The organism is Phaeobacter porticola (genome assembly GCF_001888185.1).
GTDB lineage: Bacteria > Pseudomonadota > Alphaproteobacteria > Rhodobacterales > Rhodobacteraceae > Phaeobacter > Phaeobacter porticola.
Genome location: NZ_CP016364.1, coordinates 3073495 through 3092863 on the forward strand (window position 1 = coordinate 3073495; position 19369 = coordinate 3092863).

At 56.3% G+C, this 19369-nt stretch carries 21 protein-coding genes; 5 read left to right on the forward strand and 16 right to left on the reverse strand.

The annotated features are described in order from the left end of the window. Positions 1 to 110 precede the first annotated feature (110 nt). The 3 genes from PhaeoP97_RS14650 (at position 111) to deoD (ending at position 3243) form a co-directional block, all read left to right on the forward strand. Positions 111 to 2078, forward strand: a complete 1968-nt coding sequence (locus tag PhaeoP97_RS14650) for a protein meaA (protein ID WP_072505695.1) — start codon at positions 111 to 113, stop codon at positions 2076 to 2078. A 119-nt stretch (positions 2079 to 2197) separates the two neighbouring features. After that, on the forward strand, positions 2198 to 2515 hold the full coding sequence (locus tag PhaeoP97_RS14655; RefSeq protein ID WP_072505696.1) for an H-NS histone family protein: 318 nt from the start codon (positions 2198 to 2200) through the stop codon (positions 2513 to 2515). 23 nt (positions 2516 to 2538) lie between these two features. After that, positions 2539 to 3243: a purine-nucleoside phosphorylase gene (gene deoD, locus PhaeoP97_RS14660; protein ID WP_072505697.1), complete on the forward strand. Its 705-nt coding sequence runs from the start codon at positions 2539 to 2541 to the stop codon at positions 3241 to 3243. Between the two features lie 80 nt (positions 3244 to 3323). Here the strand turns inward: deoD and PhaeoP97_RS14665 are convergent, their stop codons facing one another. The 14 genes from PhaeoP97_RS14665 to PhaeoP97_RS14740 all read right to left on the reverse strand — a co-directional run bounded on the left by PhaeoP97_RS14665 (position 3324) and on the right by PhaeoP97_RS14740 (position 15973). Beyond that, positions 3324 to 4199, reverse strand: a complete 876-nt coding sequence (locus PhaeoP97_RS14665) for an urea carboxylase-associated family protein (protein ID WP_072505698.1) — start codon at positions 4197 to 4199, stop codon at positions 3324 to 3326. Positions 4200 to 4301: 102 nt separating this feature from the next. Continuing rightward, complete coding sequence (locus tag PhaeoP97_RS14670; protein WP_072505699.1) at positions 4302 to 5483, reverse strand: type III PLP-dependent enzyme; 1182 nt, start codon at positions 5481 to 5483, stop codon at positions 4302 to 4304. 859 nt (positions 5484 to 6342) lie between these two features. After that, a complete protein-coding gene (locus tag PhaeoP97_RS14685) occupies positions 6343 to 7041 on the reverse strand; it encodes a ZIP family metal transporter (protein ID WP_338048656.1) in 699 nt (232 codons plus the stop codon). A gap of 126 nt (positions 7042 to 7167) precedes the next feature. Beyond that, a complete protein-coding gene (locus PhaeoP97_RS14690; protein ID WP_072505702.1) occupies positions 7168 to 7947 on the reverse strand; it encodes a succinate dehydrogenase iron-sulfur subunit in 780 nt (259 codons plus the stop codon). A 162-nt stretch (positions 7948 to 8109) separates the two neighbouring features. Continuing rightward, entirely contained in the window at positions 8110 to 9018 is a 909-nt protein-coding gene (locus PhaeoP97_RS14695; RefSeq protein WP_237028947.1) for a hypothetical protein, read from the reverse strand. A 108-nt stretch (positions 9019 to 9126) separates the two neighbouring features. Next, positions 9127 to 10935, reverse strand: coding sequence for a succinate dehydrogenase flavoprotein subunit (sdhA, locus tag PhaeoP97_RS14700; protein WP_072505704.1), 1809 nt, complete (start codon positions 10933 to 10935; stop codon positions 9127 to 9129). 24 nt (positions 10936 to 10959) lie between these two features. Next, positions 10960 to 11331 carry a succinate dehydrogenase, hydrophobic membrane anchor protein gene (locus PhaeoP97_RS14705; protein WP_072505705.1) on the reverse strand — a complete coding sequence of 124 codons (372 nt, stop codon included), beginning with the start codon at positions 11329 to 11331 and terminating at the stop codon, positions 10960 to 10962. 11 nt (positions 11332 to 11342) lie between these two features. After that, positions 11343 to 11726, reverse strand: coding sequence for a succinate dehydrogenase, cytochrome b556 subunit (gene sdhC / locus PhaeoP97_RS14710; RefSeq protein ID WP_072505706.1), 384 nt, complete (start codon positions 11724 to 11726; stop codon positions 11343 to 11345). Between the two features lie 192 nt (positions 11727 to 11918). Further along, a complete protein-coding gene (locus PhaeoP97_RS14715) occupies positions 11919 to 12608 on the reverse strand; it encodes a DUF1194 domain-containing protein (RefSeq protein ID WP_072505707.1) in 690 nt (229 codons plus the stop codon). Between the two features lie 32 nt (positions 12609 to 12640). After that, positions 12641 to 13270: a histidine phosphatase family protein gene (locus tag PhaeoP97_RS14720; RefSeq protein ID WP_072505708.1), complete on the reverse strand. Its 630-nt coding sequence runs from the start codon at positions 13268 to 13270 to the stop codon at positions 12641 to 12643. A gap of 23 nt (positions 13271 to 13293) precedes the next feature. Next, the gene (locus PhaeoP97_RS14725) at positions 13294 to 14325 is read right to left on the reverse strand and encodes a MaoC family dehydratase (RefSeq protein ID WP_072505709.1); all 1032 of its coding nucleotides are present in this window, start codon (positions 14323 to 14325) and stop codon (positions 13294 to 13296) included. Next, positions 14325 to 14528, reverse strand: a complete 204-nt coding sequence (locus PhaeoP97_RS14730) for a DUF1737 domain-containing protein (RefSeq protein ID WP_014873472.1) — start codon at positions 14526 to 14528, stop codon at positions 14325 to 14327. The genes PhaeoP97_RS14725 and PhaeoP97_RS14730 overlap by 1 nt, the downstream gene beginning before the upstream one ends. A 6-nt stretch (positions 14529 to 14534) precedes the next feature. Then, positions 14535 to 15083 carry an NnrU family protein gene (locus PhaeoP97_RS14735; RefSeq protein ID WP_072505710.1) on the reverse strand — a complete coding sequence of 183 codons (549 nt, stop codon included), beginning with the start codon at positions 15081 to 15083 and terminating at the stop codon, positions 14535 to 14537. A 35-nt stretch (positions 15084 to 15118) separates the two neighbouring features. Continuing rightward, positions 15119 to 15973 (reverse strand): HpcH/HpaI aldolase/citrate lyase family protein, encoded by an 855-nt coding sequence (locus tag PhaeoP97_RS14740; protein ID WP_072505711.1) that lies wholly within the window; start codon positions 15971 to 15973, stop codon positions 15119 to 15121. A 373-nt stretch (positions 15974 to 16346) separates the two neighbouring features. Here PhaeoP97_RS14740 and PhaeoP97_RS14745 point away from each other — a divergent pair, with 373 nt between their 5' ends. Next, the gene (locus PhaeoP97_RS14745) at positions 16347 to 16688 is read left to right on the forward strand and encodes a hypothetical protein (protein WP_096740460.1); all 342 of its coding nucleotides are present in this window, start codon (positions 16347 to 16349) and stop codon (positions 16686 to 16688) included. A 101-nt stretch (positions 16689 to 16789) separates the two neighbouring features. Here the strand turns inward: PhaeoP97_RS14745 and PhaeoP97_RS14750 are convergent, their stop codons facing one another. Further along, positions 16790 to 17545 carry a sulfite exporter TauE/SafE family protein gene (locus PhaeoP97_RS14750; RefSeq protein ID WP_072505712.1) on the reverse strand — a complete coding sequence of 252 codons (756 nt, stop codon included), beginning with the start codon at positions 17543 to 17545 and terminating at the stop codon, positions 16790 to 16792. 162 nt (positions 17546 to 17707) lie between these two features. Here PhaeoP97_RS14750 and mdh point away from each other — a divergent pair, with 162 nt between their 5' ends. Beyond that, entirely contained in the window at positions 17708 to 18670 is a 963-nt protein-coding gene (gene mdh, locus PhaeoP97_RS14755) for a malate dehydrogenase (RefSeq protein WP_072505713.1), read from the forward strand. A gap of 74 nt (positions 18671 to 18744) precedes the next feature. Here the strand turns inward: mdh and PhaeoP97_RS14760 are convergent, their stop codons facing one another. Further along, on the reverse strand, positions 18745 to 19287 hold the full coding sequence (locus tag PhaeoP97_RS14760; RefSeq protein ID WP_072505714.1) for an AAA family ATPase: 543 nt from the start codon (positions 19285 to 19287) through the stop codon (positions 18745 to 18747). Between the last annotated feature and the right edge of the window lie 82 nt (positions 19288 to 19369).

Consider the following 19369-nt stretch of genomic DNA (forward strand, 5'->3'; position numbering starts at 1 on the left):
GTTCAGATTTGCTGAAATGCCGCAACGCAGCGAATTGACACCGGCTAATAATTGCTATTTAGATCATCAAAGCGAAATATAATTACCGAAACACCGAAAAGAGGCCGATAATGCCGCAGACGCAAAAAGACCGCCCCTGGCTGATCCGCACCTATGCCGGCCATTCGACTGCCAGTGCTTCTAACGCACTCTATCGCAGCAACCTGGCCAAAGGCCAAACCGGCCTCAGCGTGGCCTTCGACCTGCCCACACAGACAGGTTATGACAGCGACCATATTCTGGCGCGCGGCGAGGTTGGCAAGGTCGGTGTACCCATTTGCCATTTGGGTGACATGCGGAGCCTGTTTGACCAGATCCCATTGGAGCAGATGAACACCTCGATGACGATCAACGCCACGGCACCCTGGCTGCTGTCTCTCTATATTGCAGTGGCAGAGGAACAGGGGGCCGACATTTCGCAACTGCAAGGCACCGTACAGAACGACCTGATCAAGGAATACCTGAGCCGCGGCACCTATATTTGCCCCCCCGGTCCCAGTCTCAAGATGATCGCGGATGTGGCAGAGTACTGCTATTCCAATGTTCCCAAATGGAACCCGATGAATGTCTGTTCCTATCATCTGCAAGAAGCCGGTGCGACGCCCGAGCAAGAGCTGGCCTTCGCCCTGGCCACGGCACAAGCCGTATTGGATGCCCTGAGGCCACGCGTCCCTGCAGAAGATTTTCCGGCGCTGGTCGGGCGCATTTCCTTTTTTGTAAACGCAGGCATCCGGTTTGTCACGGAGATGTGTAAGATGCGCGCCTTTGTCGATCTCTGGGACGAGATCTGCGAAACTCGCTACGGCGTCAGCGAAGCCAAATATCGCCGTTTCCGCTATGGAGTGCAGGTGAATTCTCTGGGGCTTACAGAACAGCAGCCTGAGAACAATGTCTACCGCATCCTGATCGAAATGCTCGCGGTCACATTGTCCAAGAAAGCCCGTGCCCGTGCCGTGCAATTGCCCGCCTGGAACGAGGCACTCGGTCTGCCGCGCCCTTGGGATCAGCAGTGGTCCATGCGCATGCAGCAAATTCTGGCGTATGAGACAGATCTTCTGGAATACGGTGATCTTTTTGACGGTAACCCCGTGGTAGATGCCAAAGTCGAGGCGCTGAAAGATGGCGCGCGAGCCGAGTTGGCAACCCTTGACAGCATGGGCGGTGCGGTTGCTGCGATCGACTATATGAAGGGACGGCTGGTGGACTCCAACGCGGAACGTCTGAACCGGATTGAGCGCAACGAAACCGTCGTCGTCGGCGTCAACAAATGGACCGAAGGGGAGCCCTCTCCTCTCCAGACGGAAGACGGCGGCATCATGGTGGTGGATCCGGCCGTAGAGCACGAACAAATAGGTCGCCTAAATAACTGGCGCCAAGAACGCAACGTAAAGGCTGTGGAGCAGGCGCTGACAAATCTGCGCAATGCGGCGCAGCAAGGAGACAACATCATGCCACCCTCCATCGCGGCCGCAAAGGTAGGGGTGACGACGGGGGAATGGGCCGAGGAAATGCGCAAAGTATACGGCACCTATCGTGGGCCAACCGGGGTATCTGGCGCTGTCTCCAATCAGACACAAGGACTGGATGAGCTGCGCGAAAAGGTGAATGCTGTTAGTGATCAACTGGGGCGCCGTTTGAAGTTTCTGGTCGGCAAACCCGGCCTTGATGGTCATTCCAATGGTGCAGAACAGATTGCCTTCCGCGCCCGCGACTGCGGCATGGACATCACCTATGACGGCATCCGCATGACGCCCGAAGAACTTGTTGCCACAGCAATCGCGGATGATGCGCATGTGGTGGGTATGTCGATACTGTCCGGCAGTCACCTCCCCCTGATTGAGGAATTGATGGGGCGTATGCACAACGCTGGTCTATCCCATGTACCTGTTATCGTCGGGGGAATCATTCCCGACGATGATGCGGCTTTGCTTAAAAAAATGGGTGTAGCGCGTGTTTATACACCCAAGGATTTTGAGCTTAACGCAATCATGGGGGATATTGTTGAACTTGCGAAACAACCGGAAACGGCGGCGCATTAGCGGATTTCCGCAAATACCAATAAGTATCGCAAATTTACTGATGAAATAGTCAGAGAAATAGCGTCATAAATGAATGCACATCGACAAATCACGAAGTGCATTCATTTATGGAGAAGAAAATGACCGTTGACCTCACATCGATGTCGCGAAAAGAGCTTTTGGAATTGCAGACGGGCGTCGAAAAAGCACTAAAGGACGCAGAGCAGCGTGAGCGTATCGAAGCGCTTAAAGCGGCGGAAGAAGCTGCCGCAAGATTTGGTTTTTCTCTGGACGAGATTGCTGGCAGTGGTCGGACCACCACAAAGAAAACTAAAGCCGCTCCGAAATACCGCAACCCTCAGAACCCAGAAGAAACCTGGACGGGCCGGGGTCGCAAACCCCATTGGGTGCACGCAGCGCTAACGTCGGGTGTTGATATTTCCGACTTGGAAATCTGAATTCCAATAGTTGAGGATTTAGAATGACTGTTCATATCGGAGCCACCAAAGGCGACATTGCCGAAACAGTTTTGTTGCCAGGGGATCCCTATCGCGCAAAATGGGCAGCTGAGACATTTTTGCAGGATGTACGCCTCGTAAATGAGGTACGCGGCATGCTGGGATACACCGGCACCTGGAACGGCCACCCTGTCACCGTTCAAGGCAGCGGTATGGGAATGCCCTCGCTGTCGATCTACGTCAATGAATTGATCCGCGATTATGGTGCAAAAACACTGATCCGCATCGGCTCTTGTGGTGGGATGCAGGATAAGGTGAAAATCCGCGATGTCATCCTTGCAATGACGGCGACAACGCTCAGCTCACCATCGCGCGGGATTTTTAAGGAAGTGAATTACGCGCCCTGCGCCGATTGGTCTCTCCTTCAGGCAGCAGTAAAGGCCGCTGAAACCCGATCGCTCAACCCGCATGTCGGCGGCATCTATTCCTCTGATGTCTTTTACGATGAACGCCCAGACCTAAACGAACAGATGGTTCGGCACGGGATTTTGGGTGTCGAGATGGAGGCAGCAGAGCTTTATACTCTGGCGGCACGCTATGATTGTCGTGCACTGGCGGTGCTGACCGTGTCCGATCACCTCGGCACCGGCGAGGCGCTGCCCTCGGATCAGCGCGAGCGCAGCTTTGGTGACATGGTTGAAATCGCTCTTGAAGCGGCTATTGCTTAAGCAGTTGGAATCGAAGCACAAGCAATGAGAAAAGGCAGTGCAGACCGGGCTGCCTTTTCTCCTTTCAACCCGATTATCTTTCAGCCGCGTCCATGGCTGCGATTATAGCCATTCTGCTTCGGCGACTGCCAACCAGAGAGCGCCTCGGTTTCAGGCGCGAACACCTCAACCAGCAGAGGGTGGCAGCGGGCGGTATCACTGGTGTGCTCAGCTCCACAATCTCCACCCGGACAGGCACTAAGCGCACCAAGCAGATCGATTTCTGCAAAGAACTCCAGATAATCTCCCGGCCGTACCGGGCTTGCCTTCATGAAGTACTGACCCGTGTTGCGGGTAAATCCAGTGCACATAAAGACGTTCAAAACATCATGTATATGCGGTTCAGCCTCTGAGAGAGACATCCCCAAGTGATCCGCTAAAGCGCGGGTCAGATTGGAATGGCAACAATGATGATAGTGTTCACCTGATAGCAGATTTCCGGTGTAGGGGTCACAGCGGGTGCCAATAACATCGTGAACCGATCCACCATATTGATCTATGCCATACCAGCCCAGCGTATCAGAAATTATGGTCGCCATCGGACGCAGGTGCGGCAGGCTGCTCCATAGCTGTTCCCCTGTTGTGACATGGGTGCCATGCAGCGCCCGTGTCTTGCCCGAAAAGAACCGCTCGCTAAGATCGTTCATGTTCCACAGGTTGAGATCACCCACCTGAGGCCCCTCAACCGACGTGATCCGAAAAAACTGACCCGCAGGCACGGTAAAACAGGAAGCTTCTCGAGGCTTCACCAGAACCTCATCCATTTTTTGCGCCGTTTCGCGCGCTGCCTGATAGGTGGCCAGGTTCGGTTGAGGCAATGTTTCATTAGGATAACAGATAACCGGCGCAACCGCGCGCCGGCGGTCGGCATCTGCTGGAGTTGGCGTGTTCACCTGGGATGATGGGATCTCGGACATGGCGCAAACCTTCCTATTGTTTGCGCCATCAAAACCCGAGTTACCGGTGGGAACAAGCTGTTGTTCCACACCCTACCCTGTTCGCCGATCAAACCCACGAGATCAGATCACCACCACATCAAGCGGTGGGAACCCGTTAAAGCCGACAGAAGCATAGGTCGTTGTATAGGCACCACAGGAATGGATCACCACACGGTCGCCTGACTTCAGCTCCAGCGGCATTTGATACAGCTGCTTTTCATAAAGCACATCAGCACTGTCACAAGACGGGCCTGCCAGGATGCAAGGACCGGCCTGCTCATCGCTATGATCTGTGGTGATCCGGTAGCGGATCGCTTCGTCCATAGTCTCCGCCAAACCCGAGAATTTGCCGATGTCCAGATAAACCCAGCGATGCAGATCATTCGCATCCTTGCGTGACACAAGTAACACTTCTGCTGCAATTGCGCCGGCCTCGGCCACCAGACCGCGGCCCGGCTCGGCCATGATCTCGACTGCGTCGGGGAAGCGAGCGTTGACCAATGCCATGACCTCTTGCGCATAGCGGTTGGGTTCCATCACTTCGCTGCCATAACTGGCCGGGAAGCCCCCACCAATGTTCAACAGCGTCAACGCATGACTCCCGGCCTTGGCCATCTGCCAGACTTTGGCCACCTGATCCAATGTGTCTGCCCACATCTGTGGCTCACGGGTTTGCGAGCCGACGTGGAATGACAGCCCAGATACCACCAAGCCCAGTTCACGGGCACGGTCCATTAGACTAAGCGCCATCGTGGCGGAGCACCCAAATTTTCGGCTGAGAGGCCAGTCGGCCCCGGTCGCCTCGACCAGCAAGCGGATGCAGACACGGGCCCCTGGTGCATGTACGGCCATTTTGTCCAGCTCGGCCAAGGCATCAACCGCGAAATGGGTGATCCCGATCTCATGGGCAAAGGCGATATCGGCAGGCCGTTTGATCGTGTTGCCAAAAGAAATCTGGCTAGGTTTTGCACCTGCCGCCAGACACATCTCGATCTCTGCGCGACTAGCAGCGTCAAAATTCGCCCCCATACGGGTCAACCGGCGCAGAATCTGCGGCTCCGGATTGGCTTTCACGGCGTAGTGGATGCGGGCACGTCCCAGGCCTTGAGCCAGGGCGACGTATTGCCGGGCAACGGCTTGGCTGTCGATCACCAGTGTCGGACGGTCAAACGCATTCTGTGCAATGTACAACAGGTGGCGCGAAACGGGGACAATAGAATTACGACGGGCAAGTTGCCCGGTTACGTTTGCGTTCATGGTCATCTCCAAAAGACCCGGCCATCTATGACCGCTCACTTCAATCAGAGACGTTACCGTCGCTACGTAACCATGGGGGAGAACCCTTGGGACAGAGGCGCGTGCGTTGGCGTCTATGCGCCATATCCACCAAAGCCCTGAGTCGATCAAGTGTTATTTACGCTTAATCCGTCAACTTATACGTAATTTTAACCCTTACTGAATCAACGCAGATTTTCATCATTGAGGGCAAGGTTTGCCACTATCTGGTGTCCCCATCTGGCGCGCCGAACCGAAGGCAGGTCGACGGTACTGCCGCTCCCAGCTGAACAGCGCCGCAGGCGGCACAGCGCCACTGGTCTGCTGCCCGTTCCTGCCGCCACCGGCAGTGACGGCTAAGGTTTGAGGTTTTGTGACGCCAGAGAAAATAACCAAAGACGCCCATCAAAAGAAGCAGGATCAACACTGGCATGCCATCTGTCTACCCTTCGGCCATCGCAATCGCAATCACAGCAAATATCTTACTGCGTTACCTAAGGTTAGGCCGCAGCATAATAATCTACAGCACCCTCGGTCGATGTAACCGCATCCGGAGAGAGCTGGCTTAAGCGTGGTTCCGGAGTATAGTAAGCCCAGGCTTGATCCAGATGGGCAAGCGCCTCTGCAGCACAGTTAGCGGATAAGATTGTTGAAACACATGCGACGACCGAACTGGTCTGTCTTGCTGGTTGGTGGGTCATTTGATCGCTCCTGCTCAGGATGAGTATCTCTCCCTCTTTCTCAAATGTAGCCCCTCGCGTCACCTTGCACACCACGCATCTGAGCAACGACGCCATGCGCCCTGCGCAACCCGTTCGAGCGCAGGCAAGCGCTACGGAAACCGCACTTACCCCAACATCAGATTTCCAGCCAATCCCAGCGCAAAACCAGCAACAGCCCCAAGTGCCGACCAGTTGCAGCCAGAAGTATGGGCCTTGGGCGCGATATCCTGAAACAGCAAATACAGGATGCCCCCAGCGGCAAATATCATAATACCCCCAAGTAGTTCAGGCAGGTTCGCCATCCAGGCAAGCCCGATCAATGCACATATCGGGCCCAGCGCAGCCAACCCCAGAAACACCAGTAGTAGATGCCAAATTGGTCGATCATCGTGCCACAACTCCCTGAACGCAGCGAAGCCCTCGGGCAAGTTTTGCAGGAAAATCATAATCGCTAGTAAAGTAGCAGTTGCACGGTCATGAACAAGCATGGCTCCCAGCGCCAGCGCCTCGGGCAGAAAATCCAGCACCATCGCGAGCAGCAACGCACCGCTACCGCCAACCCGGTCCATGATTGTATCAACCCAGGCGAAAAATACCCCACCTGCCACCAACAGTCCCAACGCCAGTGCTGGCGACAGGGCCTTTGCCCCTTCAGGGACAAGCACCAACGCGACAGCGGACAGCAAAGCGCCACCACCAAACGCCGTCACCGCATGAAGAACCCCATCGCGCAGCTTGGCGTTACGAATATGCACCCAGCGCGCCAAAAGACCACCAAGCGGCATCGAGAGACCAGCAAAACCAGCCAGTAATATCGCTGTCACATAGGGTGTCATTGTAGCATGGTTATGCAGGTCGGGATGCTGTTTCAACCCGTACCAACGGCCACAATAAAAATCGCCGCCCGAAGTTAGCGGGCGGCGACATTCCAGGGCTGTCAGGTCATCAAGTTAAACCGCGCGTTCGACCATCATCTGTTTGATGTGCGAAATTGCCTTTGCGGGGTTCAGGCCCTTTGGGCATGTCTTTGCGCAGTTCATGATGGTGTGGCACCGGTAGAGTTTGAAGGGGTCTTCCAGCTCGTCCAGACGCTCGGGCGTGGCCTCATCCCGGCTATCGATGATCCAGCGATATGCGTGCAGCAAAGCGGCTGGCCCAAGATAGCGATCACCGTTCCACCAATAACTTGGGCAGGACGTCGAACAGGACGCGCACATCACGCACTCATATAGGCCATCCAGTTTCTTGCGATCCTCGATAGACTGCTTCCACTCCTTGGCGGGACGGTTGGTTTTGGTCTCCAGCCACGGCATGATAGAGGCATGCTGCGCATAGAAATGCGTCAGGTCGGGAATGAGGTCCTTCACCACCGGCATATGCGGCAGCGGGTAGATCTTCACATCGCCCTTAACCTCATCCAGGCCATAAATGCAGGCCAGCGTATTGATCCCGTCGATGTTCATCGCGCAAGATCCACAAATGCCCTCACGGCAAGAGCGGCGGAAGGTCAATGTCGGATCAATCTCATTTTTGATCTTGATGAGCGCGTCCAGAATCATCGGTCCGCATTTGTCCATATCGACAAAATAGGTATCCACCTGCGGGTTCTTGCCGTCATCCGGATTCCAGCGATAGATGCTGAATTTGCGCACATTGGTTGCGCCTTCGGGCTTGGGCCAGGTTTTACCCGTGGTGATCTTGGAATTTTTCGGAAGTGCGAATTCGACCATAGATCGTTCTCCTTGCTTAGCTGCCCGCCAACCGCAGGCACGTGGCGCTGCGACGGCAGGAGATCGGTGAGCTCGTCCCGGCAATTCGGCCGGATCGAGGGTCTGTCGAAGAGGCAACCACAAGGGTCGCAATGGCATCAGCGAAGAGACAGGTGACTGCAATCATTCCAAGCCCCCCGCTGCAAAAGGTGTGTGTACAGCAAGCTTGGACAACTGCACTGCATCCTGCGGAAACTGACGTTCGAGACAGGCACAAAGCGCATCATCACGGGCAGCCAAATGCAGGATCGCCTGATACTCAGGATCCTCTGCCATCTGCTGCCAACGCTGATCACTTGCCAGATCAGCCCCCTCGTTTGTGAAGGGTTCAAACGATGACCCGCCACCATAGGGCTGGATCGCACCAAGCGAATTGTCGAGGCATGGCAGACCAAGCGCGGACAGGCAATCTGCGCGATAGGCTGCATCGCTGATCCAATCGTCGTAGCAGATCAAAGTGAGTGCCAGCGCCTCTGCATCAGTGGCCAGCTCCAGCATCCTGCGATAGCTGTCGATGGCCCGCAGAACCACCGAACCGCGATGGGCCAGGGTGACGCCAGAGTTACGCTGTAGTTTTTTCAACAGGGACGCGGACCAGTTCAAGAAACCGCGGATAAGCAGAATGTCACCATTCAGCAGAGACTCATCCAGATTTCCAGATAAAGGCCGGTCGATACTGAAATCGGACGGGACCGCGTCCTCATACGAGATCAATAGCAGCCCGCCCTGCTTCATCTTCGCACCAAGCGCCGCCAAATCGCTGCCGTCCTGCCGCGAGAGACGCTGAGCATCATGCTCCACACCACGATGATTAAGAAGCGGCATCCGGCCCGGTTTGCAATTGTTGAAGAACAGTGCTTTGCCAGCCGGGGCATTGCGCTGCAACCAATTGGCAATCGCGTGATTGCCCGAACGGCGCATACCGAACAAACGCAACGCAACATCGGGCTGCCATTCAAGCTCGGGCCAACGCCGGGACGGCGCCATGCCGACCTTATTCGATGGCACCGAAGAGGTTTGCTCAACAACCATCATAGCCGTCCTCGCAAACTGAAAACTGCATCCTGGTCACGGCTCTGCGGCCCCCAACGCCGGAGGCCGCATGCCACGAAATATGACAAGATGCGCAGCATCACGCTCTTAGAAAGTCCGTGCCTTGGGCGCGATCTTCTGTTCGCTGATACCACCCTCTGCCTCGGTGGTGAGACGATCGGTTATGACTGGGCGATAGGTCAGATCCACCTTATTCCCATCAACACGGCTCACGGTGTGAACACGCCATTTTTCATCGTCGCGGGTTGTAAAATCCTCATGCGCATGGGCGCCACGGCTTTCCTCGCGCGCCTCGGCACCGACGATGGTTGCCAACGCGTTGGGCATCAGGTTGGTCAGCTCCAGCGTTTCCATCAGGTCCGAGTTCCAGACCAGCGAACGGTCTGTCACAGCAAGGTCGTCTAATTTGGCCGCAATTGCGGTCATCTTGGTCACCCCTTCGGCCATAGTCTCCGACGTCCGGAACACCGCTGCGTCGCCCTGCATCGTGCGCTGCATTTCAAGGCGTAGATCTGCGGTTGAGATACTGCCCTTAGCATGACGCAGCCCGTCGAAACGATCAAAGGCCTTGTCGATCTGGGACTGGTTCAGCACCGGATTGGCACTGCCGGCGTCCACAACCTTACCCGCACGAATTGCAGCTGCACGGCCAAAGACCACAAGGTCAATCAACGAGTTGGAGCCCAGACGGTTGGCACCATGAACCGAAGCACAGCCAGCCTCGCCCACGGCCATGAGGCCTGGCACCACAGCGGTTGGATCATCGGCGGTTGGGTTCAGCACCTCCCCCCAGTAGTTGGTGGGGATACCGCCCATGTTGTAGTGGACGGTCGGCAGAACCGGGATCGGCTCCTTGGTCACATCCACACCGGCGAAGATCTTTGCAGACTCCGAAATCCCCGGCAGCCGTTCCGCCAGCGCTTCGGATGGTAGGTGGCTGAGGTTCAGGTGAATGTGATCACCATGCTCCCCGACGCCGCGCCCTTCGCGGATTTCCATGGTCATCGAACGCGAAACATAGTCACGCGGCGCCAGATCCTTATACTGGGGCGCATAGCGCTCCATAAACCGTTCGCCTTCGGAGTTGGTCAGATATCCGCCTTCGCCGCGCGCGCCTTCGGTGATCAAGCAGCCTGAGCCATAGATGCCGGTCGGGTGGAACTGAACAAATTCCATATCCTGCAATGCAAGGCCTGCGCGGGCCACCATGCCGCCACCGTCACCGGTGCAGGTATGCGCAGAGGTCGCGGAAAAATAAGCACGGCCATAACCACCCGTCGCCAGCACCACCATCTTGGCGTTGAAGACATGCATAGTGCCGTCATCCAGTTTCCAACAGACTACACCCTGGCACTGACCTTCATCGGACATGATCAGGTCGATGGCGAAATACTCGACATAGAACTCTGCATTGTTCTTCAGCGACTGTCCGTAAAGCGTGTGCAGGATCGCATGGCCGGTCCGGTCGGCGGCCGCACAGGTCCGCTGTACAGCGGGGCCTTCGCCAAACTCTGTGGTGTGGCCACCAAACGGACGCTGGTAGATCTTGCCTTCTTCGGTCCGCGAGAACGGCACGCCATAGTGCTCCAACTCATAAACCGCTTTCGGCGCTTCACGGGCCAAATATTCCATCGCATCGGTGTCGCCCAGCCAGTCAGAACCTTTGACGGTGTCATACATGTGCCACTGCCAGTGATCCGGGCCCATGTTGGAAAGCGATGCCGCGATGCCACCCTGCGCCGCCACAGTGTGAGAGCGGGTTGGGAACACCTTGGTCACACAGGCGGTTCGCAGCCCCTGTTCCGCCATGCCAAGCGTCGCCCGCAAACCTGCACCGCCTGCGCCTACAACAACGACGTCGTATTCGTGGGTTTCATATTCATATGCTGCTGTCATCGTTTTTTCCTTACCGCGCATATTCTAAAGGGCGAGTTTAACTAGGGCGAACAGACCCGCCGCGATCAGAGTGTAGGAAAAAGCAGCAACAATAATGAGAGCCAGCTTTTCCGCAACGCCGTGCATGTAATCCTCAATCGCAGCGTTTGCTTCATGCAACAGGTGCAATGTGATCACGATCAGGCTCAGCGCCATAACGATGGTCGGGAAGGGACGTGAAAAATAGGCAAAAACTTCTGCTTGGGTGCCCCCCAGCCCATAGCCAAACGTGAAGATAAAGAGAGGAACTATGGGGACCAGAAGGATCGAGCTGACCATCATTTGCCAGTGATGACGTGTTCCGGATCGCCCTGCACCCAGCCCTTGGGCTCGTTTGCGGTCAGTCAGATATTTCATCAGCTCGCTCCTTACACCAGTACGACGGTGACTACGGTCAGGATTGTGGCGCCAATAAACATGCCCAAGCCCATCTTTTCGGAAATGCTAACCTCTAGTAGGTAGCCAAAATCCCAGATCACGTGACGTAGCCTGCCAAGCATGTGATACCATAGGGCCCAGGTCGCACCGAGCAGAACCAGATCACCCAGCCAACTCCGCAGAATACCGTCAATAATGACAAAAGCACCTTCAGAGGTTGCCGCGGCCAAAAGCCACCAAACCACCAGCAGAGTAAGGACAAGCAATGCAATCCCGGTGACACGGACCATGATCGACGACATAGAAGTCATCTGTGGGCGATAGATCGACAAATGTGGCGAGAGCGGGCGGTTGCCCCGATTTACATCGGCCATGTTGGCTCCTTTCCGGTTAGCTGACGACGTTTTAGCGGTTTTTTGCGTCCTGTCACGTAAACGAGCGATAAAAGTATGCAGTTATTTATTGGAACGCAGCGAAAACAGAGATATGTGATCACAGCTTTCCATTAAGTGATCACAAAATAGGATATCTTAGATTCCTTACAGAATCACATGGTGTTCGCAAATTTATTGCAGCGTTGGAACGAAGCTGTGCAAACCCGCGTTTTGCTGGGCCACCTCACGCAGCAGCTTTTTGCGGATGGCCTGCGGGTAATCTTCGAATCTGGCAGCGGTCTGTACAAAAGCGCCCGGACCATGGATCACCTGCTCAAAGAAATAAGCTGTGAGGTCCGGCTCGCTCTCTTCAATAGCTAGGGCGTTGACAGTAACACCGGCTGCACTGAGTGCGCCGCGAATGGCGATTGGCTCGATCCCCTCATTAGAAGGTCCGTCCCCCGAGACATCAATGACCCGACGACGACAGCTGGGTACTTGGTCAAACTGCGCCAGGGCGAGTTGCAGCGCCTCGCCAATACCAGTTGCATAATTACGCCAAGGGCGTGGCGCAGTGGCGATCTCTGCCGCCAATTGATCGATGGAACGGAAGTCGGTTGTACTGCGCCAGTCCAGCGTCAGATCCTGCCGCCCGCTACCGGACCATTGGATCAACGCCACCCGCGCCTGTGCCCGAACCAAAGCCTCGGCCACGACACCATCGCGCAGAGCAGTAGCCAGCCCTTCCATCTGGGTTCGATATTCCTCGACATCAACACTGCCCGAGACATCTACGGCAAGTACCAGAGCCAAATCGCAAGCGCGCGCCGGTGTCGACACCTGGACAATAAGCGTGAAAACCAACAGTCGGAAAATCTGCATATGGCTAGCTTAACTAAAACCGAACCGCGGCCCTATTGTTTTTCTCGTGATCGGTTTTGATCCGCAAACAATATCTCCATCGGTGCCCAGTGAGACAGCGGGCGACGGCTAAGACGATCATAGGCAAACCAGTTACCGCCTCCAGCAGGCTGGTCCCACAGTCGGTCAATTTCTAGCCCGGCCAGCGCACAATAAAGCAATGTCCCAACAGCGCCATGACCACAGATGATTAACGCACGCCCTTCGTGAGCTGCCTCTGCGGAGAGCGCCTCGCGTAGAATGCGGGCCTGTGCAGCTTGCGCTGTCTCCCAACCGCGGACTGATCGCGTAGGGCTGGCAAAAAACGCGTCCGCTTGCCGCTCAAACGCGTCCGGCGGCAGAAACCCGGTACTGCTGCGATCATTCTCATGGGTGTGGGGGCGCTGCTCAAGGTCCACGCCCAGCGCATTGGCCAGCGGTGTGGCAGTCTCAATCGCTTTGCGCTCTGCACTACAAACCATTGCAACAGGACAAGTCGACGACAGATCCGCAACACGTTTCGCTAGCAGATCAACGCGTTCTGACCCCAATGGGGACAAACGCCACTCGGTCACCTCAACCTGCGGGTCCACAACAACTTGAGGATGGGTGATGTAGATCGCCGTCTGTGGAGTCAGTTGCATGGCCCGGCCTCTCTGCCACTGCGTTAGAGCGGCATTAGGGCCCAATAGTCGAGATCCAGCAAGACCTCTGAGCGATATTTTCCGTCCTCACCCTTGAGCTGGAAGGGCGCGCCACCGCTGGTCGCCACCAGCCGCAACCGGATAGCGCCAACACCGGGCGCGCTAGTCTCAGCCTTATCCAACACTTCGGACCAGGCACGGATCGTCATGCCGGCCGTACATGGGTTAGCATGCGCGCCGCCGTTCAGCCCGACAATCATCTGTGCATTAGCAAGACCATTAAACGACAAAGCTCGCGCCATAGAGATCACATGACCACCATAGATCAGCCGGGTCCCATCCGGGCGCGCAGTGGTATCAAAATGGACCTTCGCTGTATTCTGCCAAAGCCGCGTCGCCAGCATATGCTCAGCTTCCTCGATCGTGACACCGTCGATGTGGTCAATCTGTTCCCCCACCGCATAGTCGCCCCAGCGATGCGCCTCCCCCGCCAGAGCGAAATCATAACCGGAGAAATCCAGCCCATTGGGAATGACCAGATCCTCAGCCGGGATCACCTTGGCGAGTTCGGGAATACAGGTTTCGGGCGCGGGCGCCTCCAGATCGCCTTTTCGCACCATAACCCAGCGCACATAGTCCAGCACGCAGTCGTCACGCTGGTTGAGGCCACGTGTGCGGACATAGACCACACCTGATTTGCCGTTGGAATTCTGCTTGACCCCGATCACTTCACTCTCAGCGCGCAGGGTATCACCAGCGTAGACCGGCAGATGCCAGCGTCCTTCGGCATAGCCAAGGTTTGCCACCGCATTCAACGAAACATCCGGAACGGTCTTTCCAAAGACCATGTGGAACGCCGCCAGATCCTCAAGCGGCGCGCCCGCCAGACCACATCCACGCGCAAATTCATCCGAGGAGTAGAGCGCATGCCGCGCCGGGTAGAGCGCGTGATACAATGCGCGCTCCCCCCCCGAGACAGTGCGCGGCACCGCATGATGCAGCACATCGCCAACGGCATAATCCTCAAAGAAGCGGCCCGGAGTAGTCTTGGCCATTAGTGTTCTCCCAGTTTGGTGTCAGGGGTGTAGGTGCCGGGCACCTCTTTCACCACAGATTGACCGCAGCGCATGATCCCCTTCACGGGGTCGAAAGTCTGGGTTGGGCTGCCGTAGAGCTCCCACCCTTTGTTCAGCGCGTCGGTCACCTTGTGGCAGAAGGCTGACGTGTCGTCCTCAGACAGAAATCGATAAAGCTTCATCAGTGATCACCCCGGAAACGGCGAGGGGCCCACAAGCCCGTGGACATAGCCGATCACGCCGAGAAGCACGATCGAAGCAAAGAAGAACATGCCGTCCTTGGCAAGACGGCCCTTTGGGTTTGCTGTCCAGACTGGCTCGGCGCGGTTGATCACAATCATTTCTGCCAACGTCCAGATCAGCATGCTCCCAAAGAGCACAAAGGACGCCGGATCCCAGTTTACCAGCAGATGTGCGACCGCCCACATCGCAACGCCTAACAACATCGGGTGGCGGAGTTTGTAAAACAGCGCGCCTTTGCTGGGGCCAGGGCTGGTGAAGTAAAGTGCCAGCAGCATCAATGTGTTATTGATATGCGTAAAGAACGGCGGCGGCAGGGCCAGATCGAAGGATTCGGCACTGCGGTACCCGACAACCATCAGAACCACACTCGCCAACAGAACAAGCGCAATCAGCCCCTTGCCACGATCGCCAAGAGCAGCGCGTGCATCAGGCGCCAAACGTTTGAAAAAATGGGCGCCCCACCAAATCAGGATGCCTAGAAGCAATAGTGCCATGTCAGTCTCCCAAAGAATTATGACTGAGCCAACGCCTAGGCTGAAACCGCTGCGATTGCATCCGCTTTTGCAAGAATTTCACGGGCGGTGGCCACGTGCAAATTCTCGACGATCTTGCCATCCACGACAGCGACCCCCTGCCCCTCTGCCTCTGCGGCATCAAAGGCGGCAATCTGACGTCGTGCGAGGTCAATCTCGTCCTCGGAGGGGGCGAAGGCGGAATTTGCCACATCCACCTGCGCCGGGTGGATCAATGTCTTACCATCAAACCCCATGTCACGGCCCTGGCCGCACTCGGCTTCCAGCCCTTCGGCATCCTTGAAGGCGTTGTAGACCCCGTCGACAATTATGATGCCTTCCGCCTTGGCCGCCAGCAAACACTGGCCAAGCCCCGCCATCAGCGGCAAGCGATCCGGGCGGAACCGGGTCTGCAACTCTTTCGCCAGATCATTTGTCCCCATGACCATACCTTGCAATAGCGGATGCGCGGCGATGGCCGCGGCGTTCAACATGCCGCGTGGCGTTTCCATCATCGCCCACAACGGCTTATCTCCCGTGATTGCTGCCAGGGCGTCCAGATCTACTGGAGAGGACACTTTGGGTAGCAAGATCGCATCACAGTCCATCTTGGCCGCTGCGGCGGCATCCGCGTGTCCCCATTCGGTATCCAATCCGTTGATCCGAACGATCTTTATCCGCGCACCATAGCCATTTTCGCGCAGCGCCTCTTCCAACGTTTGGCGGGCGTTCACTTTTTCCTCGGCTGAGACCGCATCCTCCAGGTCAAAAATGATCGCATCCACCCGCAGGCTGCGCGCCTTGTCCAAAGCACGCAGTTTGGATCCAGGGATATAGAGAACCGAACGATAGGGGCGGGCACGTGGATCCATGGCTGATCTCCTGAGTCATTTTGTTGCGCAAACGGCTACATAATCGAAAGGAAGCTTTCAAGAGAAATGATGCCGCAGCGCAGAATGCCCATGCCTGCAAACCATGCCTACGTGCGAAATAAGCGACCAAATCTTTAAAATCATTTGTAAAATAAGATCAGAACGGAGTGTTAAGGGGTTGTCAGCTTATATTAGGCAATCTTTTGGAACCGGATGAGGATTGAATCAAAACGGGTTATCCCATTCGGGAGCGGGCAAATCGCTCGCTGTAGTGATGACGCGATACCGGTGCAGCATACGGCCTTTACGGGGTTCAACTGACTTAACCCGCAGGGCACCCCCGCATCCGGATCTTCTGGAAAGGGTAAAACCCATGTTGAAGACGACGTTCAAAGGAACATTTGTGAAAAGCGCGGCCCTCTGCGTCACTTTGGCCTCGGCCAATTTGATTGCACTGCCTGCAGTAGCACAGACCAGCAACAGCTGTGCGCCCCGTGAACAGGTGGTTAAGCGGCTCGCAGAACGATACGGCGAAAGCCGCCAGAGTATCGGGATCGGCCAACGCGGCGTGGTGATGGAGACTTTTGCCTCTGAAGAGAGCGGCAGCTGGACCATTACTGTCACAACCCCGGGTGGGGTTACCTGTCTTGTGGCCTCTGGTCAGGCCTATGAATTCCTGGCCGAGGCCCTACCAGTCACTGACAGTGACGCCTGAGCAGAGCAAGGCGTCACTGTCAGTGACTACAACAATGGAGGGGGAGGCTCTGCCTGGTCATGACCCGCAATGCTACCTGACCTCTTGATACCGCCCTGCGTTCACATCACGCCATCCCAAATCAGTTTGGCACCGGTCGTCAGCAACAACACATAAGTGAGGCCAAAAAATAGCCGTTCGGGCACGCGATGATGCAGCACGACGCCGATCCATGTCCCAATCAGTGCAAAAGGAGCCAGCATCAGGTCCAGCGTGAGCGATTCGGGCGTTACCAATCCTAGCGCGGCATAGGGTAGGAATTTCGCAGCGTTGAGAACGCTAAAGACCAGCACTGTGGAGGCTTGATATTCTGTCTTGGTCATATTGCGCCCCAAGAGATATACCGCTGCAGGCGGCCCGCCCGCATGGCTCACGAAACTGGTGAAACCCGCAGCAACGCCGGCCAACACGCCGATCACGTCAGCCTTGTCGCGCGGCTCCGCCAATCGTGCGCGCAGCCCCGCCGACAGCTGCCACAGAACAAAGCCAACCGCCACCACACCAATCAGCACCCGCATCACATCCGCGTTCACCGACTGATAAAATACCGCGCCCAATGCCACACCTGGCAATCCGCCCAGCAACAAAAGCAACGATTCTCGCATTCGCCAACACCTCCAGTAGGGGCGCAACGAAGCGGCATCAATCAGCATCAGCAATGGCAGCATAAAGGCAAGCGCCACTCCCGGCTCCACAATCAGAGCGAGAATCGCAGAAGATGCAAAAGCCGCGCCCGACCCAAAGCCACCTTTGGAGACCCCAGCGAAGGTGACCGCCACCATAGCCACCAGAAAAAACATCAACGTGATCTCCGGCATCAGGGAAAGCCCTCTAAGCCACTCAAATGTCGTCTGTTTAGACCTTATTGCCGGATTTGAACAGGCTGTGGCAAATTCTCCTAATGGCGCTGACATCTTGCACGAGGCAACGTAACCCCTTAGTCCTCCCCGCAATTACAACCGGACCGGAGAGATATTCCAATGGCTCGACCCAAAATCGCCCTAATCGGCGCAGGTCAGATCGGCGGCACACTTGCCCACCTCGCAGCTCTGAAAGAACTCGGCGATGTCGTCCTGTTTGACATTGCCGAAGGCATCCCCGAAGGCAAGGCGCTCGACATCGCAGAATCCGGCCCCTCGGAAAGCTTTGATGCCAACCTGACCGGCACCCAGTCCTACGAGGATATTGCAGGCGCCGACGTCTGCATCGTCACCGCAGGTGTCCCGCGCAAACCCGGCATGAGCCGCGATGACCTTCTGGGCATCAACCTCAAGGTCATGAAATCCGTCGGTGAGGGCATCCGTGACCACGCCCCTGATGCGTTCGTGATCTGCATCACCAACCCGCTGGACGCGATGGTCTGGGCTTTGCGCGAATTCTCTGGCCTACCCCATGCCAAAGTATGTGGCATGGCGGGTGTTCTGGATAGCGCACGCTTCCGTCACTTCCTGGCCGACGAATTCAAAGTCTCCATGAAAGACGTGACAGCATTTGTTCTGGGCGGTCATGGCGACACCATGGTACCGCTGACCCGCTACTCCACCGTGGCCGGCATCCCTCTGCCTGATCTGGTCAAGATGGGCTGGACCAGCCAAGAGAAGCTGGACGCAATTGTCCAGCGCACCCGTGACGGTGGCGCAGAAATCGTTGGCCTGCTGAAAACTGGCTCTGCCTTCTACGCGCCCGCAACCTCCGCAATTGAGATGGCCGAAGCCTACCTCAAGGATCAGAAACGCGTACTGCCTTGTGCAGCCTATGTTGACGGTCCACTCGGCCTGAACGGCATGTATGTCGGTGTTCCAACTGTCATCGGCGCTGGCGGCATCGAACGCGTAATCGACATCAAGATGACCTCGGACGAGCAGACCATGTTCGACAACTCTGTCAATGCAGTCAAAGGGCTGGTCGAAGCCTGCAAAGGTATCGACGGTTCGCTGGCGTAAGCCTTCGATACGACATGACGACGAAAGGCCTGCCAGTTTGGCAGGCCTTTTTTGTTGAGAAATTGTGTCAGGCGTCACCCCAAACGCTTCAGAACAAAATCCGCGCGCGCTGTAACGTCAGTCTTCGGCAGGATGATCACCTCATACCCAAGCGCACTATAAGCTGCATACAATCTGTCATATTCCTCAAGCGCATCCGCAAACCCATGCTGTCGTTCGGCCTCCTGAACATAGATTTCGGGCCATGGTGGGGTTAGGAACACAACGGCATGGTAGGTGTCGGCCCCAATCAACGTATCAGCAATGGGCACCTCCGCTGCCCACTCCAAGGCAACGGCCGCATCAATCAGTCCCCGATCAAAAAACACCCAACCGCCCAAGTCCCGCGCGCTTTGACGATCCCGCCGGGCCTGTTCAATCGCACGGTGGGCAAAGGCCTCAAGGCTGACCCATGGCAGTGCTCGACCATCACCACAGCTTTCTTCAATGACGATACCACGGCCCGGCTCCGGCACGGTATTGAATCCACGACGTCCTAGTTCTCGCAACAGCGTAGATTTGCCCCCTCCAGAACATCCAGATAGCACAACATGGCATTTTTTGCTCTTATCCTGCACGATGCGTGCCCTGGCGACCTGTTGGCAAACGGCTCGATCTAGCTCTGCGCTGAACGTCCGTATTAAGTCCGCATGCACTGAT

Coding starts and splice junctions, on each gene's coding strand:
- PhaeoP97_RS14655 (WP_072505696.1), top strand. CDS start 2,198: ATGACCGTTGACCTCACATCGATGTCGCGAAAAGAGCTTTTGGAATTG.
- PhaeoP97_RS14670 (WP_072505699.1), bottom strand. CDS start 5,483: ATGACCATGAACGCAAACGTAACCGGGCAACTTGCCCGTCGTAATTCT.
- PhaeoP97_RS14705 (WP_072505705.1), bottom strand. CDS start 11,331: ATGAAATATCTGACTGACCGCAAACGAGCCCAAGGGCTGGGTGCAGGG.
- PhaeoP97_RS14735 (WP_072505710.1), bottom strand. CDS start 15,083: ATGGCACTATTGCTTCTAGGCATCCTGATTTGGTGGGGCGCCCATTTT.
- PhaeoP97_RS14740 (WP_072505711.1), bottom strand. CDS start 15,973: ATGGATCCACGTGCCCGCCCCTATCGTTCGGTTCTCTATATCCCTGGA.
- sdhC (WP_072505706.1), bottom strand. CDS start 11,726: ATGGCCGATGTAAATCGGGGCAACCGCCCGCTCTCGCCACATTTGTCG.
- deoD (WP_072505697.1), top strand. CDS start 2,539: ATGACTGTTCATATCGGAGCCACCAAAGGCGACATTGCCGAAACAGTT.
- mdh (WP_072505713.1), top strand. CDS start 17,708: ATGGCTCGACCCAAAATCGCCCTAATCGGCGCAGGTCAGATCGGCGGC.
- PhaeoP97_RS14720 (WP_072505708.1), bottom strand. CDS start 13,270: ATGCAACTGACTCCACAGACGGCGATCTACATCACCCATCCTCAAGTT.
- PhaeoP97_RS14650 (WP_072505695.1), top strand. CDS start 111: ATGCCGCAGACGCAAAAAGACCGCCCCTGGCTGATCCGCACCTATGCC.
- PhaeoP97_RS14695 (WP_237028947.1), bottom strand. CDS start 9,018: ATGGTTGTTGAGCAAACCTCTTCGGTGCCATCGAATAAGGTCGGCATG.
- PhaeoP97_RS14690 (WP_072505702.1), bottom strand. CDS start 7,947: ATGGTCGAATTCGCACTTCCGAAAAATTCCAAGATCACCACGGGTAAA.
- sdhA (WP_072505704.1), bottom strand. CDS start 10,935: ATGACAGCAGCATATGAATATGAAACCCACGAATACGACGTCGTTGTT.
- PhaeoP97_RS14750 (WP_072505712.1), bottom strand. CDS start 17,545: ATGCCGGAGATCACGTTGATGTTTTTTCTGGTGGCTATGGTGGCGGTC.
- PhaeoP97_RS14745 (WP_096740460.1), top strand. CDS start 16,347: ATGTTGAAGACGACGTTCAAAGGAACATTTGTGAAAAGCGCGGCCCTC.
- PhaeoP97_RS14725 (WP_072505709.1), bottom strand. CDS start 14,325: ATGGCCAAGACTACTCCGGGCCGCTTCTTTGAGGATTATGCCGTTGGC.
- PhaeoP97_RS14665 (WP_072505698.1), bottom strand. CDS start 4,199: ATGTCCGAGATCCCATCATCCCAGGTGAACACGCCAACTCCAGCAGAT.
- PhaeoP97_RS14730 (WP_014873472.1), bottom strand. CDS start 14,528: ATGAAGCTTTATCGATTTCTGTCTGAGGACGACACGTCAGCCTTCTGC.
- PhaeoP97_RS14715 (WP_072505707.1), bottom strand. CDS start 12,608: ATGCAGATTTTCCGACTGTTGGTTTTCACGCTTATTGTCCAGGTGTCG.